Source organism: Blautia sp. 210820-DFI.6.14 (assembly GCF_020558815.1).
In the GTDB taxonomy this organism is placed as follows: Bacteria; Bacillota; Clostridia; order Lachnospirales; family Lachnospiraceae; genus Blautia_A; species Blautia_A obeum.
In genome coordinates this window covers 24,987-46,538 of record NZ_JAJCKS010000009.1, presented here as the reverse complement: position 1 = coordinate 46,538, position 21,552 = coordinate 24,987, and the positions used below count along the sequence as shown (strand labels likewise).

General features: G+C 39.1%; 23 protein-coding genes and 1 tRNA gene. 3 read left to right on the top strand and 21 right to left on the bottom strand.

What is annotated here, in order from left to right; all coding sequences use genetic code 11:
- Positions 1 to 82 precede the first annotated feature (82 nt).
- Together LI112_RS08920 and LI112_RS08915 are read right to left on the bottom strand one after the other, a co-directional pair.
- Positions 83 to 724 (bottom strand): toll/interleukin-1 receptor domain-containing protein, encoded by a 642-nt coding sequence (locus LI112_RS08920; protein ID WP_129795638.1) that lies wholly within the window; start codon positions 722 to 724, stop codon positions 83 to 85.
- A 490-nt stretch (positions 725 to 1,214) separates the two neighbouring features.
- Positions 1,215 to 2,162: a helix-turn-helix domain-containing protein gene (locus LI112_RS08915; protein ID WP_055056684.1), complete on the bottom strand. Its 948-nt coding sequence runs from the start codon at positions 2,160 to 2,162 to the stop codon at positions 1,215 to 1,217.
- A 486-nt stretch (positions 2,163 to 2,648) separates the two neighbouring features.
- Here LI112_RS08915 and LI112_RS08910 point away from each other — a divergent pair, with 486 nt between their 5' ends.
- On the top strand, positions 2,649 to 3,782 hold the full coding sequence (locus LI112_RS08910) for a hypothetical protein (protein ID WP_117628551.1): 1,134 nt from the start codon (positions 2,649 to 2,651) through the stop codon (positions 3,780 to 3,782).
- Positions 3,783 to 3,891: 109 nt separating this feature from the next.
- On the opposite strand, the gene LI112_RS08905 is transcribed toward LI112_RS08910, so the two are convergent.
- The 16 genes from LI112_RS08905 to LI112_RS08830 all read right to left on the bottom strand — a co-directional run bounded on the left by LI112_RS08905 (position 3,892) and on the right by LI112_RS08830 (position 15,801).
- Entirely contained in the window at positions 3,892 to 4,059 is a 168-nt protein-coding gene (locus LI112_RS08905) for a hypothetical protein (protein WP_015543165.1), read from the bottom strand.
- Positions 4,060 to 4,198: 139 nt separating this feature from the next.
- Positions 4,199 to 6,445, bottom strand: a complete 2,247-nt coding sequence (locus LI112_RS08900; RefSeq protein ID WP_227190578.1) for a DUF2298 domain-containing protein — start codon at positions 6,443 to 6,445, stop codon at positions 4,199 to 4,201.
- A 28-nt stretch (positions 6,446 to 6,473) separates the two neighbouring features.
- On the bottom strand, positions 6,474 to 7,649 hold the full coding sequence (locus LI112_RS08895) for a hypothetical protein (protein WP_055056687.1): 1,176 nt from the start codon (positions 7,647 to 7,649) through the stop codon (positions 6,474 to 6,476).
- Positions 7,646 to 8,335, bottom strand: coding sequence for an RNA polymerase sigma factor (locus LI112_RS08890; RefSeq protein WP_227190577.1), 690 nt, complete (start codon positions 8,333 to 8,335; stop codon positions 7,646 to 7,648). Before LI112_RS08890 ends, LI112_RS08895 begins: the two co-directional genes overlap by 4 nt.
- Before the next feature lie 3 nt (positions 8,336 to 8,338).
- Entirely contained in the window at positions 8,339 to 8,836 is a 498-nt protein-coding gene (locus LI112_RS08885) for a hypothetical protein (RefSeq protein ID WP_117593430.1), read from the bottom strand.
- 168 nt (positions 8,837 to 9,004) lie between these two features.
- Positions 9,005 to 9,994, bottom strand: a complete 990-nt coding sequence (locus LI112_RS08880) for a M28 family metallopeptidase (RefSeq protein WP_138344473.1) — start codon at positions 9,992 to 9,994, stop codon at positions 9,005 to 9,007.
- Positions 9,995 to 10,021: 27 nt separating this feature from the next.
- Positions 10,022 to 10,561 carry a hypothetical protein gene (locus LI112_RS08875; RefSeq protein ID WP_117593428.1) on the bottom strand — a complete coding sequence of 180 codons (540 nt, stop codon included), beginning with the start codon at positions 10,559 to 10,561 and terminating at the stop codon, positions 10,022 to 10,024.
- Between the two features lie 24 nt (positions 10,562 to 10,585).
- Entirely contained in the window at positions 10,586 to 10,762 is a 177-nt protein-coding gene (locus LI112_RS08870; protein ID WP_154780451.1) for a hypothetical protein, read from the bottom strand.
- Between the two features lie 20 nt (positions 10,763 to 10,782).
- Positions 10,783 to 11,967: a DUF4179 domain-containing protein gene (locus LI112_RS08865; protein WP_227190576.1), complete on the bottom strand. Its 1,185-nt coding sequence runs from the start codon at positions 11,965 to 11,967 to the stop codon at positions 10,783 to 10,785.
- Entirely contained in the window at positions 11,964 to 12,521 is a 558-nt protein-coding gene (locus LI112_RS08860) for an RNA polymerase sigma factor (protein WP_227190575.1), read from the bottom strand. Before LI112_RS08860 ends, LI112_RS08865 begins: the two co-directional genes overlap by 4 nt.
- A 170-nt stretch (positions 12,522 to 12,691) precedes the next feature.
- On the bottom strand, positions 12,692 to 13,228 hold the full coding sequence (locus LI112_RS08855) for a DUF2812 domain-containing protein (protein WP_227190574.1): 537 nt from the start codon (positions 13,226 to 13,228) through the stop codon (positions 12,692 to 12,694).
- Entirely contained in the window at positions 13,225 to 13,542 is a 318-nt protein-coding gene (locus tag LI112_RS08850) for a PadR family transcriptional regulator (protein WP_022387757.1), read from the bottom strand. Before LI112_RS08850 ends, LI112_RS08855 begins: the two co-directional genes overlap by 4 nt.
- Positions 13,543 to 13,728: 186 nt before the next feature.
- Positions 13,729 to 14,226, bottom strand: coding sequence for a nuclease-related domain-containing protein (locus LI112_RS08845; protein ID WP_227190573.1), 498 nt, complete (start codon positions 14,224 to 14,226; stop codon positions 13,729 to 13,731).
- A 94-nt stretch (positions 14,227 to 14,320) separates the two neighbouring features.
- On the bottom strand, positions 14,321 to 14,842 hold the full coding sequence (locus LI112_RS08840) for a cysteine hydrolase family protein (protein WP_227190572.1): 522 nt from the start codon (positions 14,840 to 14,842) through the stop codon (positions 14,321 to 14,323).
- A 34-nt stretch (positions 14,843 to 14,876) separates the two neighbouring features.
- Positions 14,877 to 15,377 carry a nitroreductase family protein gene (locus tag LI112_RS08835; protein WP_005424053.1) on the bottom strand — a complete coding sequence of 167 codons (501 nt, stop codon included), beginning with the start codon at positions 15,375 to 15,377 and terminating at the stop codon, positions 14,877 to 14,879.
- 350 nt (positions 15,378 to 15,727) lie between these two features.
- Positions 15,728 to 15,801 (bottom strand) — tRNA-Arg (locus tag LI112_RS08830).
- 240 nt (positions 15,802 to 16,041) lie between these two features.
- Between LI112_RS08830 and sdaAB the strand changes: the two genes are divergently transcribed.
- Together sdaAB and sdaAA are read left to right on the top strand one after the other, a co-directional pair.
- Positions 16,042 to 16,710, top strand: coding sequence for an L-serine ammonia-lyase, iron-sulfur-dependent subunit beta (sdaAB, locus tag LI112_RS08825; protein ID WP_227190571.1), 669 nt, complete (start codon positions 16,042 to 16,044; stop codon positions 16,708 to 16,710).
- 10 nt (positions 16,711 to 16,720) lie between these two features.
- Positions 16,721 to 17,593, top strand: a complete 873-nt coding sequence (gene sdaAA, locus LI112_RS08820; RefSeq protein ID WP_022389045.1) for an L-serine ammonia-lyase, iron-sulfur-dependent, subunit alpha — start codon at positions 16,721 to 16,723, stop codon at positions 17,591 to 17,593.
- Positions 17,594 to 17,800: 207 nt separating this feature from the next.
- Here sdaAA and LI112_RS08815 read toward each other — a convergent pair whose 3' ends face one another.
- The 3 genes from LI112_RS08815 to LI112_RS08805 all read right to left on the bottom strand — a co-directional run bounded on the left by LI112_RS08815 (position 17,801) and on the right by LI112_RS08805 (position 21,543).
- Positions 17,801 to 19,036, bottom strand: a complete 1,236-nt coding sequence (locus LI112_RS08815; RefSeq protein ID WP_005424098.1) for an ABC transporter permease — start codon at positions 19,034 to 19,036, stop codon at positions 17,801 to 17,803.
- A 102-nt stretch (positions 19,037 to 19,138) separates the two neighbouring features.
- Entirely contained in the window at positions 19,139 to 20,833 is a 1,695-nt protein-coding gene (locus tag LI112_RS08810; RefSeq protein WP_227190570.1) for an efflux RND transporter periplasmic adaptor subunit, read from the bottom strand.
- Entirely contained in the window at positions 20,833 to 21,543 is a 711-nt protein-coding gene (locus LI112_RS08805; RefSeq protein ID WP_022389048.1) for an ABC transporter ATP-binding protein, read from the bottom strand. Before LI112_RS08805 ends, LI112_RS08810 begins: the two co-directional genes overlap by 1 nt.
- Positions 21,544 to 21,552 lie beyond the last annotated feature (9 nt).

The following is a 21,552-nucleotide window of genomic DNA, read 5'->3' as shown; positions in this document are numbered from 1 at the left end:
TTTGCGGTTGTTTTGATTCTTCTGGAACTATTGCTCTTTTTAATCGTCTTGAATAAAATTCTATTTCTTCTTCTTCATCTTCCTACCTTCTTCGTTTCATAATTGATAAATAGCTCGTAGAAAGTGTAGCAATAGATAATGTTGTCATTATACCCACTAATGATGATATCATTATGCCTTTATCATCCCAATGCCCTATATTAAAGGACGGTTCTTTAATAAGCAAAACTATAAATAATACTGCAAACACTTCAATCGCTAAAGTCAAAATTACCATTGAAGATGTTCTACTTTTATTCTCTCTTAACTTTTGTTTTTTAACAATATATCTTTTATGCTCCATCATCCTCACAATTTTTAATTTTGTTTTTTCTAAATCTTCTTCAGACTCAGAGTTACACTTAATGTACAGTGTATCTTCTATTGTAACGGGAACAGCCACATCATCCAAAATAATAGGTATCAACATTTTATTTCTATTTTTTCTACTCTCCATTAAAGCTAGTTGAAGCTCTGTATTAAACATTACGCTATTGTTAGATTTTTCATCTATGATTGCTAAAATAATATCTGCGCCTGCTATTCTTCTTTTTACATCAGTAGCTATTTCTGTAACTGTCTCATCTACAAACGGTTTTGAAATAATCCTCGCATTTTTAATATCTTCCAATAGCTTCTCTGCAAAATATATTCTATTCTGTAAAGCTAATATGTAAACTCTCATTTTTTCAATTCCTTTCGGGTAGTTTTAACGACTCATTATATCCTAAACATGCACAAACTTCCATTATTCCCTCCATATACGCTCACTATGAAATTCTTTTATACACACTTCTCTACTTACTTTATATTGCACCTGCGACTACTAACTGTTATACTCAAAACATGGGTGCTACCATAACGGTAGGCGGTTAGTCCTTCAACAGAGGGACTGTGACCCTCTGATTACATAGAATCCTGTAGGGGAATCCATTGGAAAGGAGGGCTAAGCCAATGAGTATTGTGGACTTTATTGCAGTTGTGAGCTTCGGCATTACCTGCTTTTGTGCCGGATACACATTCGGCAAGGATAATAATAAGACACAAAAATAACCGTCCTGTCTGCAAAACTAAGCGGTTACTTTTGTAATCAATAAATATGTGGACTAACCGTCTATCGGTAGCACCCTTTTCTATAATCATATTAGCACGCATCTGTGAAAATGTCAAAAATTTTATTCGTTCTCTTGATTCCTAATCTCCTTAACCAACTCTGCTGCCTTCTCTGCATCATCGGTTTTTACGAATATATCCACACCATATATTCCAAATCCAGACACCACATGCATCGCAACATTCGCACCTGGTTCCTGCGAAAAAGCTACTATTCCATTTTGCTTTAACATTTCCATGATTTGTTCTGTCTCTACTATATTTTGTGCATTGTAAATCTTAATATATTCCATCTTAGATAATGAAGCCGCTTTTTCATCCTGATCATTTGCTGGCCTTTGATTCTTTTTCTGATTGATAAATGCCAAGATTCTAAGAATAATAAATGCCACAATAGTAATGCCAATCAAAAACTCCAATGCTAATCGTGTTATCTGTGTTTCTGTAGCTCCCATTCTTAACAAACATACACCATAGATGGCAGAAAAAATTTCTGCACATATCACACTGGTAAGAAAATCTCTCCATATGGTAGCACTTTTTGGCAGACATTTATCCCATATTCCATTGTATACCATAATAGCTGCATACAGGATTCCTCCTACTAAAACGCTTATTGTTTCTCCTAAAACAAAGCGAATATCCACTGTCAATAGCATCTGAATAATAATTGCCGCAACACCGATCATAAACATTGATGCAAATGCAAGATTTCCAGCTTTTAATGCTTTTCGTTTCGCCCATTCTTCATACACTGCAACTTTGTCCAGAGTTTCTTTCATCTCTTTATTCATAGTCTGGCTCCTTTCTCCATCCAGGAGCTCTCTCATTTCAACATCATAATACTCAGCAAGTTCAACAAGTATACTAAGATCCGGCAGATTTGTTCCTGTTTCCCATCTGGAAACTGTTCTTGCGGATACTCCAAACTTTTCAGCAAGCTGCTCTTGTGTCAGATTTTTTTCCTTACGACATTGCTTTAAAAAAGCTCCAATCTTTTTCGTGTCCATGCTCCTACCTCTCTTTCACTTACAGCTTACCAACATGCTCCCAAATTACCACGACATAAAACGAGAATCCACTAATTTTCAACCAGACATTGTATGTCTAAAATATTTTAACATTATTTTGTCTTCAAAAACCTTTTAAGCTTTTGTCTTATTTTACCATAGCCCATTCTAAAGTACCATTCTATATTTGCCCATATACAAGTAATCACATAAAGTAAAAATGCTTCAAACACTGTTCTCCTTTTTACCTAGTATATCTTAACAAACCAAAGTAAGGAGCCCATTACTTGAATGAGTAGTAGACTTTTTTCTGATTTAAAAAAATGGATTTTTTTGTTACCATATGAAATTTTTTACGATATGTAGTATGAGTAGAATATTTCCTTTCAAGATCCAAGACATAGAAAATAAATGAAAATGTGAAATAAAACATTTTTATGATATCATCAAGAAGTAACTCAGAAAATCAGAATTATGGAGATCATTATGAACAGAATATTTCAGAAATTTTTACAAAGCGTAATTGACCTTTCCTCTGTGAGAGCAAGGTGCTGTGAAGATAATACACATGATATTGATATGAACCCGGATGCAGAAGCGCCTATCCCTGAATGGAAGGTTTATTTTGACGGAAACTTCTGGGAGCCTTCAGGAAAAGACCGTGCCGGAACAGAAATCCGATTGGATAAGCAATTTGAATGGGCTGGACATCATTGGATTATTCCCGCGGCATATTCTTGCAACAAGGGTCTTGTCTTGGATTTTTGTATGTGTACCCTGGCAGAGGATATTCGCGAATTTATGAAAAAATGGGATTTAACCCCCGAAAATGACTCCTGTTTAAATTTTACACAAGAACAACAACTGCAAATAGATTTAGACAACCCGCTTTGCCTTGATATTATTCCTTGTTTAAAATTAAATGGAACAACAATGCAGGCCTCTCACAGCTGTTCAGTAGTCTTTAATCCATGTTTACCGGACGAAATAAACAATGAACCGGAAGCAAAATGGGTATTAAAACACTACGAATTGGATACATCCTATGGATGGATGATTTTTAGGGCGGCATTTCTGTGGCCAGATAAACGCCGTCCTGCAATAAAATCTCTTTCGCTTACAATAGAGCAACAACCATTTCGTATGCCTGGACCGCATTTTAAGATACACTCTCCCGGTGACCAGTTTGCTTTCTCCCATCCGGTCAGTGAAACAAAATATACATTAACTGTGCAAAAATTGGAACAGCAGACACTTTCTCAAAACCGCATGGACTCTGACCGTTGGTTGTATCCCACACATTTTACCACTATGAGCTATACACTTTCTCCTGAACCGGACAATGATATTTCGATTCATGATTGTGCTGATAACGATAAACCTTTAGAAGTTGCTCCTGCAACAGACTCTTTTTCACCGGAAGTACAAACTGATCTTGCCTGTATTGATATTATCGGTGGTGCGGACGAGCCAACTATAATCCTGTGTGGCAACAACAATCAGGCAAATCTCCATGTTGCTTACTCCGCTCTACACTTCAAACCAGTATCAGACGATATTGAATGGCGAATTGAGTTTAACATTATTCGTTTTTCGAAAAAAACATTCTTGCTTATATAATGCATATTCAGCCAACTTTCAGTTTGTTTAACTTATTTTTAGAGTAATTAACAACTCTCGCCATATAAAGGGGATGTCGTATCAATACGCCATCCCCTCTGTTTCTGTCTTACTGATCTATTTCATATAATTCTTCAACATAAATATTTCCGTCAGGCAGCTCCTCTGTTTTCTGTGAGATCAGAGTGCCTTTTTGTGAGTATGCATATGCCACTGATGATCCCACAAGCAAAACTCCTAAAACACTGAGTATTATAATCTTTACCTTATGTTTCATATGATTAGACTCCTTTCATTTTCTGTATGGCTGATAAACAATCATGCATAACCTCCTTTGCCCAAATTTGCCATCTATATAATTAATCGTATTTTTTTACATAAGGTAACACATTTTACAAAATTTTATCTTTTTTATATCAATCACCCCTCTCCCCATCGAAAACCTCAATTATCATCGTCTCACCCTGTCGGAAAACAACTTTTCCCAGCGAAGTTAAGAATTCGCTATTGATCTCTCCATACTTCTCAACTTCACAGCTTCCAATAAATAAATAGGAAATCTTGTACTTTTCTATCAAGGATTTTATTTGCTCAGCGTTGCTTGAAGTGTATATGGTCTGCACATCTTCTTTTCGTTGATTTTCCTCTTCCAAATTATTTCTCCACAGCCATTCATGCACATACCAGCCTAAAACCGTTGACAGTCCTGTCATTGCCGAAACACGGTTATCATAATCCTTATAACTGTCCCCACTGGCTTCAAGAACAACAGGTTGTCCATTGACATTATCATTTAGCCAGCGGATTCCAGCGGCATCATCAGGAATCGCATTTTCCAAATAGTTCGTTGCGTTTAGTGTCTGGTATGCACTTCTTTTCGGGAATCCTCCAAACCAATGAATGGTTGCATTTTCCAGGTATCCGCAAGTTGAAATCAGAAGCAGGATCACAATGATCCCTGTCAGGACCTGACGTCTTGGGCACCTCAGCAGTCCTTTACATATTACAGCATTGTCAGCACCATTACATCTTTTTATCCTGGTTACTGTAAATGAAACCAATATATATGCCATCATAATTCCAAACATGATGTATGCCTGATAAGTCAGTTTAAACATGGTATTGGCTCTTGGAGCTGTTTTTTCATAAATATCCCGGACATAAACAATTTCAGGAATAAAGATCAGTCCCATAGCACAAAGTACAAGAGCCAGCCCATACAAATCAGGATACTTTACATTGCTAAAAAAACTTCGTATCTTTTTATCTGGAAATGTTCGTATTTTTTTCAGAATTCCAATAACAAATAGTACACAGACCAAAAGCGGGAATGCCCATAATACACAGAACTGGTAAAAAGCAGTATGTATTTTTACGATTCCAATTCCCTGGACCATTACATTTTCAAAAGACAGATGAAATGGAAGTGATGCAAGGAAAGCAGCAGATAGCAGTTCACCCCACTGTATCACACTCCATTTCAATGCTTGGCTTATAAAAGGATCAGAGGAATAACGTTTCAGATTTCCCAAGAGCAATGTTCCGCAGATTACAACGTAATAGATCATAAAATCCCAGGTATTAGAAAAAAGGAACATTCCCAGAAGCAATCCAAGCAGTCCGATTTCTTTCTGTCTCCAACTTTTTCCCGAATTTGTCTTCATCCAGGAATAAAGGATTCCAAGTACCGTCAGGACCAAAAAGACATTGATCACATGGGCATGAAGATCTCCCAGTACAAACGAATAGGACGGAAACTCATGGATTGTCTCATCCCCGGTCACAGCCGGATCAAAACCTATATAACGGGTAGAGCTTGGAAACCAGTAATCTGTTTTTATTTTCAGCAGTCTAAGGATGATTCCATAAATAATATAGTGGAAATTCCCACTCATAGACACCGCCATCCCTGCCAGGATACCACCAAGATCTAAAGACCATTTTCTCCCAGTCCTTAATTTGTCCTTCAACATCTGGCGTACCAGACTAAAGGGAAGAACAAAGGCAAAAGCGGCGACCATAGTCCTCATCAGATTATAAGTGATCTCCACGCTTGTCCCGGTCAGCTTCGTAAGGAATACGGCAAGATACTGTCCACCATAATAATAATTAAAAGACTTTCCGGCAAACCACATATCTTGGGCTGGTAAGGTTGTACTTCTCATCATGGACTGCATAAAACCAAAATCCATATATTTTTCCGTTCCATGAGCCGCCGGATGAAATCCCGCCAGATATGTCCAGAAAAGAAACACCAGAAAAAACAGAATTTCTTCCCGGTAAACCAGGGTTGTCTGTTCCCAGGGAAGAGAATTCGTGATTCTGTTCTTACATTTGATTCCATACAAAATACTGCCCAGACAACAAATAACCGTGATGATAACACAAGTCATTCCCGTAAATGGAGTGATTTTTAAACAGGCCAGCAGCCACTGCACATATCCGCATACAGCGACTGCCAGTACTTTAGAAAACATCCAGCCATTATCATCAAAGCCCCTGAATATACGGGATGTTACCGGCATAAATACCAGACCTAGTAGGCATATCATTTCCCACCAGATCAGAAATGTAAAAAAATCAGAACCGAGGAGCCAGTAAGCACCAACTACTAATAAAACAGCCGGTGCAATCTTTATCAAATAATTTCGTTTTATCTTCACATCTGTAACCTTCCCTTTCCTGTTTTTGTTATTCCTGGTTTAAAATACCATTTTCTTCAAGAGTTCCTGTAAATATGGAATACGCTCCCTTTACTTCATAGTTACTGGAAATTTCACCTTCATATTCAACAATTACCAGATCCCCTTCTTTAAGTTCTCCGCTTTCAATCCATCTTCTTATTTTTATATCATCTGTATATACCTTATATTTCTTTCCTGCTTTTGATTTCTTACATAAAACGGTGTCATCAACCATAATATATCCATTTCCTATTTCTGTAACAGTTCCGGATATGGTTGGCAGACTGGTACTGGACTTTGTTTCCGCGGAATGTTTTTGTACATAACTGATGATCTGTCCTGCTGCCTCTTTTCCAATAAAATAACTATATTCATAATCAAAAATATTAGTAGCAAAGTAACCATCCTCAGAAATGTAGATCACCCGGTTATAGACACCCAATGCTTCAGAAGTTGCCGTAAAAGCCAGACATCTTCGATTCTCTCTTTCAAAGAAGTCAATTGTATCATCAAGCTTTGCATCGCCACAGCCATAAAGGATCCGCCAGATCTTCTCATCATTATCCAGCAAAAGCTCCTCTTTTTCCTCATAACCTTCACATTTTGTCGCATAGTTCAACTCTAAGTTTTGAGAAAGTTCATAAAGTTCCAGTAACTTACTTAACGTATCTGGAACCGCCTCTTCATCAGCCGCATAAACATAAAATCCATCCTCATTGCCTACGGCAATCATCAGTTCCTCTGATATGCCCTTAATCTTCCGCACCTCAAATGTTTCCGTGTATGCCTTTCCTGTATCAGAATCAAGCCCTTCTGCCACACAGTTGCCAATTACCTCCCCCATTACCTCTGTATGAATAGAATTCTGACTTTTCGCAGTAAACTGTTTTCCATTAAATTTAACAACAGGATACTTTTCAGCAGGAGTCTTGTATTTCCATGGCCATTCTATCGCCCGTTCTGTTTCAGAAACATGATATTTATATTTACTTTCAGCTATTGTAGCAGTCCGTAAAAAATGTGGAACAAGAATACCTGCAATCATGACTAGCGCCAAACAAGCGGCAACCGACATCCATTTAATCATAAGATTATGCCTTTTCCTCGGCGGATCTTCCAGTGCTGCCGTGATAAGGTCATCATCAATATAACCGATAGCATCTACAATTCTTGGTATATTCATATGTAGATTCCCTCCTCAATCAGATATTTTTTCAATTTATTTCTGGTGCGGGCCAGCATATTTGTTACTTTGCGTTCAGTAAAACCATATTTTTCTGCAATAGCCCTGTTAGATTCGAAATAAAAATATTTTAGAACAAACACCCTATGAACCTCTTCTTTTTGTTCACGTAGAAAAATACTAATCAATTTTCCAATCTCTTCATCGTTCCTTCCAGGAGCATACCTTTCATCCGGCAGTACATCTGTAAGTTCATCCAATGCCATAACCATATCAGCCGACCTCTTTTTAGCTGTCAGATGCCTTACTCTATCTACAGAAGTACTTCTGACAATTCTGGAAATATAAGCTTTAAATTTGGCAGGCCTTGTCGGTGGGATTCTATCCCACATTTCTAAATAAGTGGTATTTACACACTCTTCCGAATCCTGGTGATTATTCAGAATTTTATAGGCCATATTACGACAGAACTTCCCATATTTTATATCCGTTTCCTTAATCGCCTGCTCATTTCTTTCAAAATAAAGCTCTATGATTTTTATATCGTCTATGATGTTCACCTCCTCAAAAATGTTTTCAATTATAAAGTCGTATTTTTTTGATGATCGTCTCAAAAAATTTATATTTTTTTGAATTATAGCATGAAAAAGGAGCATATCATCACGATAGCCCCTTCTATTCTCCATAAATTATTTAATTCGAGTTGTCTTTCCATCCACATACAGACCTGTCATTTCCGTCTCCGTATAGAAGCTTCCATCAAAACTTACTTCCGTTACCGTTTCCTGGAAAGAATCCGTACTGCGGATAACATCTCCCTCATACACCAATCCCTGGAAATCAATACAGGAAGTATCTTCTGAATCATAAAATTCATCTGATGCCTCTTTTTCTAGATTTCTTTCATAAAACATTGTTTTATAGCCGGTATTTTCATCATCTTCAATTACCGAAATATCATAAATATCCTGTTCTTCTAACCACTCTCCCAAATCAATCGCAGTGAAAGACCCGTCATCTTTTACTTTCGTAACGATCTTTTTGCAATTTAATTGATCATAGTCAATAAAAATATCGTTTTTGCATACGCGGTAAGTACTATTCTCGATGCTCTTAGCTTCTGCCGGAACTGCTAAAAAGCAGCTCATCAATAATGCCGAAAAAACCATCATTGTTCCTTTTTTCATCGTTTTGTTTCTCCTTGTCTTGTATTTCGAAAGAAAATTTTCCTGCTCATACTATATATCGTAAAAAATCCCGGGTGGTAACAAAAAAATTAGAATTTCTTTTGTCATTTAAACTTGCAAAAAACCGGGATCCTTTCGAATCCCGGCTCTGCTTTACTCTCTTCTTTATTAATTATTTGATGGTATCTCAGAAAGCACTTCCGTAACCTTCTCAATCACTTCCACAATCCTCTGCATATCCATATTCTCTTTTACATCAGAACTGTCATTCACGTTCAATCCATCCTGCCAGTCCTGGACAATGGAAACTGCCGGGATATCCACCAAAGCAAATGGATAATGGTCACTGTTAGTTGCCATTGTCAGGTAGAATCTGTCACTGGATGTAAATAAATCTGACATGCTGTTTTTATTTAACTCGGCCAGTTTTTTCAATCCCTCATCGTCATACTCTATATCATCTGGTCGTTTGTTTCCTTCGATCATCGCCATATAACCCAGATCACTTTTTTCTGCGATGGTATCAATATTTATTACTCCGATGATCTGCTTCCGCTCGTCCTCAGACAGATTGCCAACATACCATCTTGAACCCAGCATATATTTTTCTTCGCCCGAAAACAGGATGAATTTTACATTATACGGCATCTCTGTATCTTTTAAAATTCTTGCCAGTTCAAGTACTGCTGCCACTCCGGAACCGTTATCATTGGCTCCTACCGAATCTTCTGCACTGTCATAATGGGCACTTATGATCAGATTTTTCGTCATATCAGTGGATGACTTTTTTGTCACAATAATATTTTCACCAGTGCCGTCAATAGTTGCATTTTCGGCCGTTGGTGCCAGAAATACATCTACCTGTGAGGAACGCCGTATTGCATTCTCATTATTTTCATCATTATATTCAAACTTCTGACATTCTATCTCGTCATATCCCAAATCACCCCAATATTGGATGATGTATTCCTTTACATTCTGGATCGCATCAGAATTTATTGGATGCGTTTCAGACGTAATCTCATCAATGATCTGCTCAATGTTCTGTTCCGAAGGCTGCATTTCCACGTCAGACTGTGTAACACTTTCTGCCATTGCCTGGATTGGTGTTGCTACGGATATAGCCATAATTAAGGCAAATATGATCATCTTTTTCATCTGTTCACTCCTTCCCTGATTAATCGTTTACCTCTCTATTTTCTCATTGGCATATTTCAGTAATTCATTGTCCAAACTGTCAACTTCCAGATAAAAAATATCCTCTTTAAGCAGCGTTGCAGTTTCATAAATGCAGGCAGTTTCCATATCCACACAGTTCAATTTAATTTTTTTATTGTCATATGTCTCTACATAACCGGTAAGCAATTCGTCCGGTTTGGAACTGCAGAAAACAGTAATTATCTTCTTATTCTCCATCGCATATGCCAATAGCCCAGACAATGCAGGATGCTTCTTAAATGGGTTAGTTAAAGGTGCATCCTCCTGTTCTCTCCAGTATGCTAAATATAACTGCATTTTTCTTAAATACTGTGTGTTTGATTTTATTTCGCTGATATGACTGCTTTTTATAAAATGTAACCCATCGTTCTTCCCCTGCGCATCATAAGATCTGAAAAGAATACTATCCCTGTTTTTGGACAGAATTTTACCGACACAGAAAGTTTCTTCACTGCCACTATAAATTTCTAACAATTCATCCTTGATTTTGTATGTATCAAAATTCATGCTGTCACCTCTTGTTGAAAGTTCTTATTTCTTTTTATTCTTCTTAGCATATACCAGCAGCAGTATAAAGAAGCAAAGGTTCAACAGCCCTCCAATTATTTCAAAGATACTTCCTGCAACCGGATGATAATATCCCAGGACTACTCCACTGAATATTAACAATTCCCCTGCCACGATTAATGCAATCAATTTTTTCTTCATTTCTCAGTTCCTCCTTACTTTCATCTGATATTGATCCGTATCTTCTCTCCAACAGCTTTCCATTCAGAATCATCTGCTGCATCGTAGACTTTGCTTTCTTCTTCGGCATAGGTGTCGTCATCTAAATCGTACCTTTTAATAACATTGTTTTCTATTATAGCATCGGATTTCAAATAAAGTTGTAATTCCAGGTATTCGCTGTCAGGATTGGGAATCTCCGGTCTTTCATCATCTCCTGCACTTCCATAAGTTCTCCAGAAATCTGTCTTGAATTTCCAGTTACGACTTATGGCTTCCGTTTCTGCATCATCCTTCAGCTCATACCGCACTTTATTTCCTTTGCTGTCCGTTCCACGCAACTCAACTTCATACTTCTGGAACAATTTTTCCGGCACGTCTGCTGAGATACTGCTCTGTAACTTGTTCAGGAAAATATCTTTCAGTGTCACCGTACCTTCTTCTGTCTGGACAGAAATATTTTCCAGTTCTTTATTCGTTGTCTGCTTCAGGATTTTCTCACACGAAATGTTAAAATCAAATGTAAATTCTGCCACTGATTTTTCCCAGTCATCATAATCAAACGCATTGAGTACAAGATGTATCTCCGGATTTTCTCCGAGATCTGTCGGTGCATGAAAGCGGTACTCCTGTACACGGTCATATTCCTTTTCATCGCTATCTGTATCTGCATCTAATAAATCATCTACAGAATAAGGAGAATACTCCGCATTCATATATTCATCCAGCTTCTGTCCGTTTATTGTAGTTTTACCCATATCAAGTGTGATCCCCGTATTCCTAAAAGATGAAATATTCGCAGTTTTCTTCTTCTCATTTTCTTCGGTATTATCAATTTCTGCATGCACCCTGAACAGCAAAACACCCTCATCCAGAACAACTTCTTTTATGTTTGCAGTAATCCCATGATCCGTCTGGGAAATGTTTAAAGCTTCCGTATATGGCTCAATTTCCTTTTGAAATCCCAGAGTTTCTCCTATGGATAAAGCAAGATTTTTAATCGCAGCCTGTACTTTCGGATTCGATAAAACCGTTGAAATCAAAGCCAGGATCACACAGGCAGCCACCAGTTTACTCCAAAATGATGGCGCCCAGGCTTTTTTCTTCCCTTTCCATTCTCCCTCTGCTTCGCGGATATATTTCAGATCAATATTGCCAAATTCTTTTGAAAAATCGAATTTTTTCATAAGTGTTTTCCTTCCTTTTTTAAGACCTTCAACAGCTTCTTTCTGCTCCGGTACAGATTCATTTTCACACTTCCGACGGACACCGCATGCCTCTTGGCAATCGCCGCAACAGAATCAAAAAACCAGTATCTTCTCACGAAAATATCTCTGTCCTCTGCATTCATTTTTCCAAGAAAATCATTGATAATTTCCAGCAGTTCTTTTTCTGCCAGCTGATCTTCAATGGTATAGGTAACACTTAACTGATCCATTTCTCCCAGGACATCTGCCATGTGCAAATCCGGGCGCCTGTCGGCATATTTTTTACGCAGACAGTCAATGCTTAAATTCCTTGTGATCCTGCCACAAAAATATGATAACACGGAAGGCTTCTTCGGCGGAATCAACGACCAGACCGAAAACCAGGTATCATTCAGGCATTCTTCCGAATCTTCTTTATTTGTAAGCAGATTCCAGGCAATCTTGTAACAGTACGGATGATACTTGTCGCTCAATGCTTCAATCGCATGCTCATCCCTTAGCTCAAACAAAGATATGATTTCATTGTCTTTCATTTACAGGTTGTCCTCCTCGTTTTTCTACTCATACTATATATCGTAAAAAAGCCTGAATGGTAACAAAAAAATTCAAATTTCTTTATAAAATCAGAAAAAGTCCATCACCTGAGGTCATTGCTCCCCAAATAATGAACTCTTTCTATTAATGCTTCGTCAAACGAATGCTATTATTTTACCTTTTTCCGAAATACAAAATATTTTACTGCAAACTGTAGGAAAGTAATAATGTATATAATCACTAATACAATAAATACCGGCAACCAACCCCGTTCACTATGGTCTGTCGCAGATATATAAAGCTGCCAGATCAGACCGCAAAGAATTACGATCAACGGAATTACTCTTCCTATAAAAATCCGATTCATCATATCCAGGCGTGAGATGTCGTCACAGAATATTTCTTCTTTCTGCTGCATCATATCTGCTGGTTTCCTGAAATAATTGTATCCCTCAAACTCTGTCAGGTATTCCCATCCACAGTCCTCAAACATCCGCACATATTCCATCTGGTGTTTGATTCCTTCTTTATTGTAATCCAACTGATAGATTACCTTCTCAGGCTCACACCGCTCAAATGTATACACACCAGGAAAAGTCACTCTTTTGAATTTCCAGCCTTCCTGGTGTCTTTTACTCAGGTAATTTTCTTCTTTTTCGTACTCCATGATGTTAAACCAGCGAAATTCTTTTTTGAGTTCTTTCATTTCGTTACCTCCTGTGCATTCCGATACAACCTGCGGATTCTCTTCAGTTCAAGCTCCAGAACTTCTGTACCAAGTTCTGTGATCTCATAAATTTTCCTCTTGTCCTCTTCCCTGATAAAGTGAATCAAACCATCTTTTTCCATTTTCGAAAGGCTCCCATACATAGTTCCCGGACCGAGCACCACTTCATTATCCGTCAGCTCTTTTACCTTTTGTACAATCCCGTACCCATGATTCGGGGTGCGAAGACATAACAATATATAAAAGCTTGTCTCCGTCATGGGAACATAAACCTTTTTTATGTGCGCATCCATAAGTGTTTTCCTTTCAGTGCGATATATCGTACTTCGATAGTCATGTTATATCTCACTTCGATGTACTTGTCAATATATTTGAATACATATAAAATAGAAAACCAGAAAATCAACTTTTTCACTGATTCTCTGGCTTTATATTCAGGAAACATGGGGCATTTGCACTGTTTCCCTCTTGTCAAATAGTTATTTTTTATACTGTTGTTTTATTCTGTTTACGTGTTCCTGCTTTTCCTCATTACTGAGTTTAGTCCCCGGCAGAAGCTGTTGATATATATTTTCTATTTCTTCATCAGTTAAAATATCGGGCTTATCTGTCTGTTTTTTCATAAACTTCTTTAACTGCTTATATCCAACCACGTATATACCCGAACTCTCTGTAGAAACTTTTTTTAGATTTGCATTCGCATTAAATGTAATAAGCGAAACGTACTTATCATCACCTACCTGTAACTGTTTTTCCAGGTTTTTAATATGACTTTTATTTTGCTTTATTGGATTATAAAAAAAATATTTTTTTCCTTTCAGTATTTCGCACCAGTTCTTACTTTTTTCGTCACCAAATATCCATCCTGAATAATTTTTATTTTCTATTACATAAATTCCTTTTTGACACAACATTATCATGTCTATTTCTGTTTTATCACCAGATCGGTTGGGTATATAGCAATTGATACTGCCCATACAAACCCTTTCATACTATCTTCCTTCCCTGTTACATTTCAAAATTTTATCCTTCCATTCTCTCGGCAGACTGCTTGTGCGCCAGCCCTTCATTTTATCCAACAATATCTATCTGGCACATTTTCATAGCCTTCAGTGCATTTTCATGGCTTTCCGGTGTCACACCCGCACAGCATGCAGCATCTACTATGATCGGGACCTCCGGAAGGGCTGCTTTTACCAGAAGTGCATTGGAAATCACACAGATATCTGTGCAGAGTCCAATAAATGTAATACTTCCTATATCATCATCGATATTCATTGCCACCAGTTCATCTGCCAGATCTGTAGAACCAAAAGTATCTTTATCAATCGTTTCTGTTTTTCTGAGCTTATCCAGTTCACTTCTGATCTGCCATCCTTCTGTATTCCGGATGCAGTGTGGTACTGGAAGTTTCTTTCCCTCCTGAGTATCCAGATACCATGTTTCATGAGTATCTCGTGTAAAAAGAACGGTTCCTTTAAAATTTCTGATTTTCTTCTCTACTTTGGGAACAATTGCGACAGCTTCTTTTGTCCCAAGTGTGCCATCAATGAAATCATTCTGCATATCTACCACAACTAAAATATCCTGCATAAATTTCTCTCCCTCTATTATCTGTAATAACTTTTTATTTTTCTATGAAATGTATTCTTTCAGGCTCAAAGCGATTCTGCTGAGGTCTTGTTTCTGCCGGATAACCCAGTGCAAACATAGAAAATACCTTCACATTTTCCGGAAGTTCCAGGAGTCTGTGTACTTCTTCCATACGGTCTTCCACTGGTGCAATGCCAAACCATACACCGCCAAGACCCTGCGCATCTGTTTCCAGCCAGATATTTTCCTGTGCAATCGCCATGTCAATCTGTGCAAAAGACGGTGCCACAAGCCCTTCTGTACGATATACAGGAACGATTACTACAGGTGCCCCTGTTGCACAACCGGTGTATGGTGTCACTTTGGATAATTTCTGGATTTTTTCTTTATCTGTCACCACATAAAATTCCCATGGCTGCTGGTTACATGCACTCGGTGCCTGCATTCCCGCCCTCAGAATCTCCATGATTTTTTCCTTTTCTACTGGTCTGTCTTCATATTTTCTTACGCTGATTCTGTGAAAAATACTGTTCATATTGCATGCTCCTTTACTTACTACTTAAGATGATCCTATTATAACATGCATATTTTATAAAGCTAACAAATATCTTCGCTTTATCCGCAATTGATTTTCATAATAACAGTTTTTTCTATCGTATTTTTCTGATTTTTTTGGTAAAATCATTTTAACTATATCGGAGGGAATCTTTTTAAAAAAAATATTTGATAGTCCTTTTTTCACTGAACCGTGCGTTAGAGGCTGCTGCGTGCCAGTGGCACGCAGCAGCGACCGAAATGAAATGTAGATTGAACCCGTTCGAGTCCGACTGGACTCGAACAAAAAATAAGACTCAACATTTCCGTTGAGTCTTATTTTTTATATGACGTGCGTTAGAGGATTCGAACCCCCGACCTTTTGGTCCGTAGCCAAACGCTCTATCCAGCTGAGCTAAACGCACATTTTGTATTTGTGAGTACTTGTCGCTCACAACAAAATGTATTCTACTGCAAAGTGAGCAAATTGTCAACACCTTTTTTTAATTTTTTTAAATTTTTCTTTTTATTCATCAATATCCATTTTACCTGATTAAATTGCTTCATTTTGATGAGGATGGTACAATATATCTATAAGGACATTCGCTGTATTTTTTTCATAAATACAGATACTATAAAAATAAAGTACAATCAGGAGAAAAAACATGTCTTTTATCAGCATATTTGATGTAATGGGGCCAAACATGATCGGACCTTCCAGCTCCCATACTGCCGGAGCTGCCCGCATCGGTTTTTTAGCCCAGAAAATGATCAATTGTCCACTAAAAGAAGTAAACTTTACTCTTTATGGCTCTTTTGCAAGGACTTTTAAAGGACACGGTACTGACCGGGCTCTGCTGGGAGGTATCATGGGATTTTCCACCGATGATATGCGCATCCGTAACTCTTTTGAAATTGCAAAAGAAAAAGGCCTTACCTTCTCATTTACTCCTAATGAATTAGAAACTGACATTCATCCTAATACTGTTGACATTCATATGGTCAATAACAACGGTCAGGAAATGACTGTCCGCGGCGAATCCCTTGGCGGCGGAAAAGTCCGCATCGTAAAGATCAACTCTGTACAGGTCGATTTCTCCGGCGAATACAGCGCTATTATCGTCATCCATCAGGATAAACCGGGTGTAGCTGCCTATATCACCAAATGTCTCAGCGATCGAAATGTAAATATTGCCTTTATGCGCCTTTTCAGAGAGTCCAAAGGCGAGATTGCCTACACGATCGTCGAATCCGATGGACGTCTTCCAGAAGATATTGGAAATACGATTCGCAAGAATCAGCATATCCACGAAGTGATGATCGTACAGATGTAGGAGGAATATGATGAGAGAATTTAAAAATGCCAAAGAACTTCTGGCTTTATGTTCAGAAAAAGATCTTCCAATCTCTGAAATTATGCGCCAGAGAGAAATTATAATTGGTGAAATGCAAGAACAGGAAGTAAACGCTCGCATGACACATGTTCTTGAGATTATGAAAGAAGCTGCTTTTTCACCAATCAAACACCCTGTAAAATCCATGGGTGGACTGATTGGCGGTGAATCAAAAAAACTCTTCCTTCATCAGGCTTCCGGCAAAGGGATCTGCGGGGAACTGCTTGAAAAAGCCATCACCTACGCTATGGCAACTCTGGAAACCAATGCTTCCATGGGGCTAATCGTGGCCTCTCCGACTGCGGGTTCTGCCGGAATCGTTCCAGGCCTTTTACTTGCCCTTCAGGAAGTTTACAACTACTCTGACAAATATATCCAAAAAGCACTTTTTAATGCTGGTGCCATTGGTTATCTTGCCATGAGAAATGCAACTGTTGCCGGTGCAGTCGGTGGCTGTCAGGCAGAGACAGGTGTTGCTGCTGCCATGGCAGCTTCTGCAGCTACTGAATTACTTGGCGGAACACCCCTGCAATGTACCCACGCAGCATCTACCGTACTGATGAATATGCTTGGACTTGTCTGTGACCCGGTCGGCGGCCTTGTCGAGTATCCATGCCAGAACCGAAACGCTGCCGGAGTTGCCAATGCTCTCGTTGCTGCCGAAATGGCACTTGCCGGAATCACGCAGCTCATTCCCCTTGATGAGATGATCACGATCATGTACACTGTAGGCAAAAAACTACCTGCCGAATTACGCGAAACCGCTCTCGGCGGCTGTGCAACTGCACCGTCCGCCTGCGAAGCCTGTCATATATGCAGCTAAACCCAAAAACATACTGGAAAGTTTATCATCCTTTATGTCTTGATAAAACTTCCCGGGCTTTTTCTTCCCTCTTCTATAAAATATAAAACAGAAAAAAGGTGATAGTGTGAATTAACTTTAATTAAACCTTAAAAGCCAAAATGACTCTGCGATATTCCTTATAAAAGGATACCGAAGAGCCATTTTGGTTTTATAAAACTATTCAACTTAATTTCGTCTCAAAGCCTCGATCGGACTGAGTTTTGCAGCTTTCTTCGCCGGATAGATTCCAAAAAATACACCGACCGCACAGGAGAAAAGTGTTGCCGCCAGAATCACTGTCGGGCTGATTCCCGGTGTGATCGTCATTCCCATGCTTCCACTCATGATAGAACAGATTCCATAACCTGCAAGAATTCCAAGAATAATTCCAATCACGCCTCCCATAACTGTAAGGATTGCCGCTTCCGCAAGGAACTGTAACATAATAGAAGAGGTCTTGGCGCCAAGTGATTTACGGATTCCAATCTCACGTGTTCTTTCTGTAACAGATACCAACATAATATTCATAACACCGATTCCACCTACCAAAAGAGAAATTCCGGCAACAAATGAAATAAATGCCGTCACCATACCGAGCATTTCATTCATTGACTGCAGGACATCCTGGAAACTCTGCACATGAAAATAGTCTTCCCCTGCGCACTGATGACGTTTCTCCAAAAGATGCACGACCTGATCTGCAACGATCTGTGAATCTAGTGTTTTGTCTGCCTGAACCACTGTAATGGAATAAAATTCATCGGTTCCACCCACAAGATCATCCATGGAAGAATACGGAACATTTACCGTAACCGGCATTCCATCATAAGTATAACTTACGAATGTTCCATTTTCTTTCTGCGTAGTGACACCCATGATGCGAAAAGATTTTGAAGAATCATAACAGGTAATATCAAGGCTCATACCAACAACATCATCTGTACCAAAAAGCTGCCTGGCATCTGTATCTGAGATTACACATACATTTTTGCCCTCTTCAATCTCTGTCTCGCCAAAATAACTTCCATATTTCATATCGGAATTATTGATCATTTTGGCATCGGGACCTTCACCTGTCAGCATGATAGAAAAATTCCCCTTACCGGTCACCGTTTCACCATCGTAATTGTTTGAAACACTAACACCACCTACTGTATCGAGCTTACGGATTTCCTGTACATCATCCGGTGTGATCCATTCATCTTCCGTCATGGCATCATTACTGACATCGATAGCGATCAGCCCTGAGCCAATTCCATCGATCTCACTGTTCATCTGATTCTTCGTTCCTTCGCCGATGGAAACGATTGCAATGACCGAAGCAATGCCAATAATAATTCCCAGCATGGTAAGAAATGAACGTCCTTTATTTGCCCGGATATTCTGGACAGCCATTTTTATATATTCATATAATCCGCCCATCAGACACCTTCTTCTGCATTATCTGTCTCTGTATTTTCACCATTCACATCTCCGGATCTATCAGCAGCTTCTGCCTGCATTCCCTCTTCCAGGAAACCAAGGTCACGGGATAACTTCATCACCTTCTTTAATGCCGTCAAGCACTTCTACATATTCGTCCGAACTGATTCCTGTTGTGATATCCTTTTTGGTAATAACCCCATTCTCAAGTACATAACAGAAAGAGCCCTCTTTTCCTATATTAACTACTTCAGACGGAAGTACAACTACATTGTCCACCTCTTCTGCATGAATCGTTACTTTGGCATCCACACCAAGAAAAATATCTTCATCCGGATTCTTGATACGAATATCCGCAGAAATCAAAGAAGCACCTTTTTCATTCTGAGTAGCAACATGGCTGATACTCGTTACTTCACCTTCATAAATTTTTCCTGCAATGGTGATGTCCGCAGACTGACCTTCTTTCACTTTATCATAATCGTATTTCGAAACATTTACATTCACATCTACTTTATCAGTATTCTGTAAAGTAAACAATTCCATTCCCTGTGTTGCAGTTGCACCTTCAACCACAGAAACTTTTGTAACCACACCATTAAAATCAGCCTTGATTCCTTTCTTTGCTGCTTCTACAAGTTCCTGTGCAGACATCTGATCCAGTTCAGAAAGATTATTGGTAATTTCCATTTTTTCTTTTTCTTCTTCAGTCACAGCACCCGTATCTGCTTCTGCAGCCGCTTCCTTCGAGGAAAGTTCTGACTGAAGTTCTGCAAGATTATTACTTGCTTTTTCAAGTTCATTCTCCAGTGCAGTAGTATCCGCTGTCACAGCAGTATCATCCGTGCTGGAAGAAGCAGATGCAGAAACATCTGCAGACGTTCCGTCAGAAACAATGTCAGCCTCGCCGGTGAAGTCAGACATTACCGGAGCAGCCGGCTTCTGCGCTTTATAATCTTCATAAGCTGTTTTTGCATTCTGATATGTAATCTGCGCTTCACTTCTCATCTGCTCTGCTATCTCAAGTGCATTTTCATTATCATCACTCTGGTCTGCAGACCACGCCTGAAAAGCCATCTGATAACTGTTCTCTGCCTGATTGTAATCCGACTGTGCCTGATTCATTTCATTGTTCAGTGTATTCAGCTGATTTTGATACGCAGGAAGGGTTTCATTCTGATATGTAGTCTGTGCCTGTGCATATTCACGCTGTATTTCCTGCTGCTGTGCCTCCTGTGCGGCAGCTGCATCTGCCTGTTTCTTTGCTGCAGCTTTGGAAGATGCTGCCTGTGCATTGGCATTTGCCTGCGAAATCCTTGCTTTCAGACTTGCAACATAATTTTCCTGAGCGGCAACCTGCTGTTTTAGACTTGCCGCATCACCTGCCGCATTCTGTTGCTTCCGAACTGCCTCATCCGATTTTTTTAAAGTATTTTTCATATCCAGTTTTCCGGACTCTACATTCAGATCAGCTTTCTTCGCCTCTCTCTCCAGGTCTTTTTGATCAAATTCGATCAGGCTGCTTCCTGCTTTTACAGTTTCCCCTTCTTTCAACGCAGCTGTATCAACTTTGGCATTGACAGGAGAAAAATATGTTTTCTGTTCTTCACTTACTACTGTACCACTGATTTCTACCGTTTGCTGAACATTATCGCGGACAGCTGATACTGTTTTCACCTGCGGAATTGCCGAATCCGCTGCATTCATACTGCCATAGATATTGACACCGGCTACTACTGCCACGACCAGAATCCCAACTCCGATCACCAGTTTCTTTTTGGACTTTTTCTTTTTCATTATGCCTCCTCCTGGTCAAAATCCGGATTGATTGTATCCGATTCTATCTTACCATCCATGATACGCACTACACGTCTTGCCTGTGCTGCAATACCATTATCATGCGTGATCAATATTACTGTTCTTCCTGTTTTATGCATTTTCTTTAAAATTGCAAGAATCTCCTTACTGGATGCAGAATCCAGGTTTCCTGTCGGCTCATCTGCAAGAATGACCGGAGGCTGTGCAGCGATTGCTCTTGCAATTGCCACACGCTGCTGCTGCCCACCGGACATCTCACTTGGCTTATGATCCATACGTTTTTCCAGGCCAACCATTTTCAGAGATTCGATAGCCAGTTCATGTCTCGTCTTACGATCAATTCCACGATAGATCAGCGGCAATTCTACATTTTCAATTGCATTCAGATTTGCAATAAGATTAAATCCCTGAAAGATAAATCCAATTTCATGGTTTCTTACCTCCGAGAGTTCATTGTCCGTCATTTCGGACACATCAGTCCCGTTCAGATAATACTTTCCCGAGGTAGGCACATCGAGACACCCAAGCATATTCATAAAAGTTGACTTGCCAGAACCTGATTGCCCGATGATTGCCACCAGTTCTCCTTTTTTTATTTCAAGGCTCACATGATCCAGGGCTCTTACTTCATTTTCGCCGGGATTATAAATCTTGCAAAGGTCTTCCACCTTGATCAGCGTATCATTCATATTCTGCAT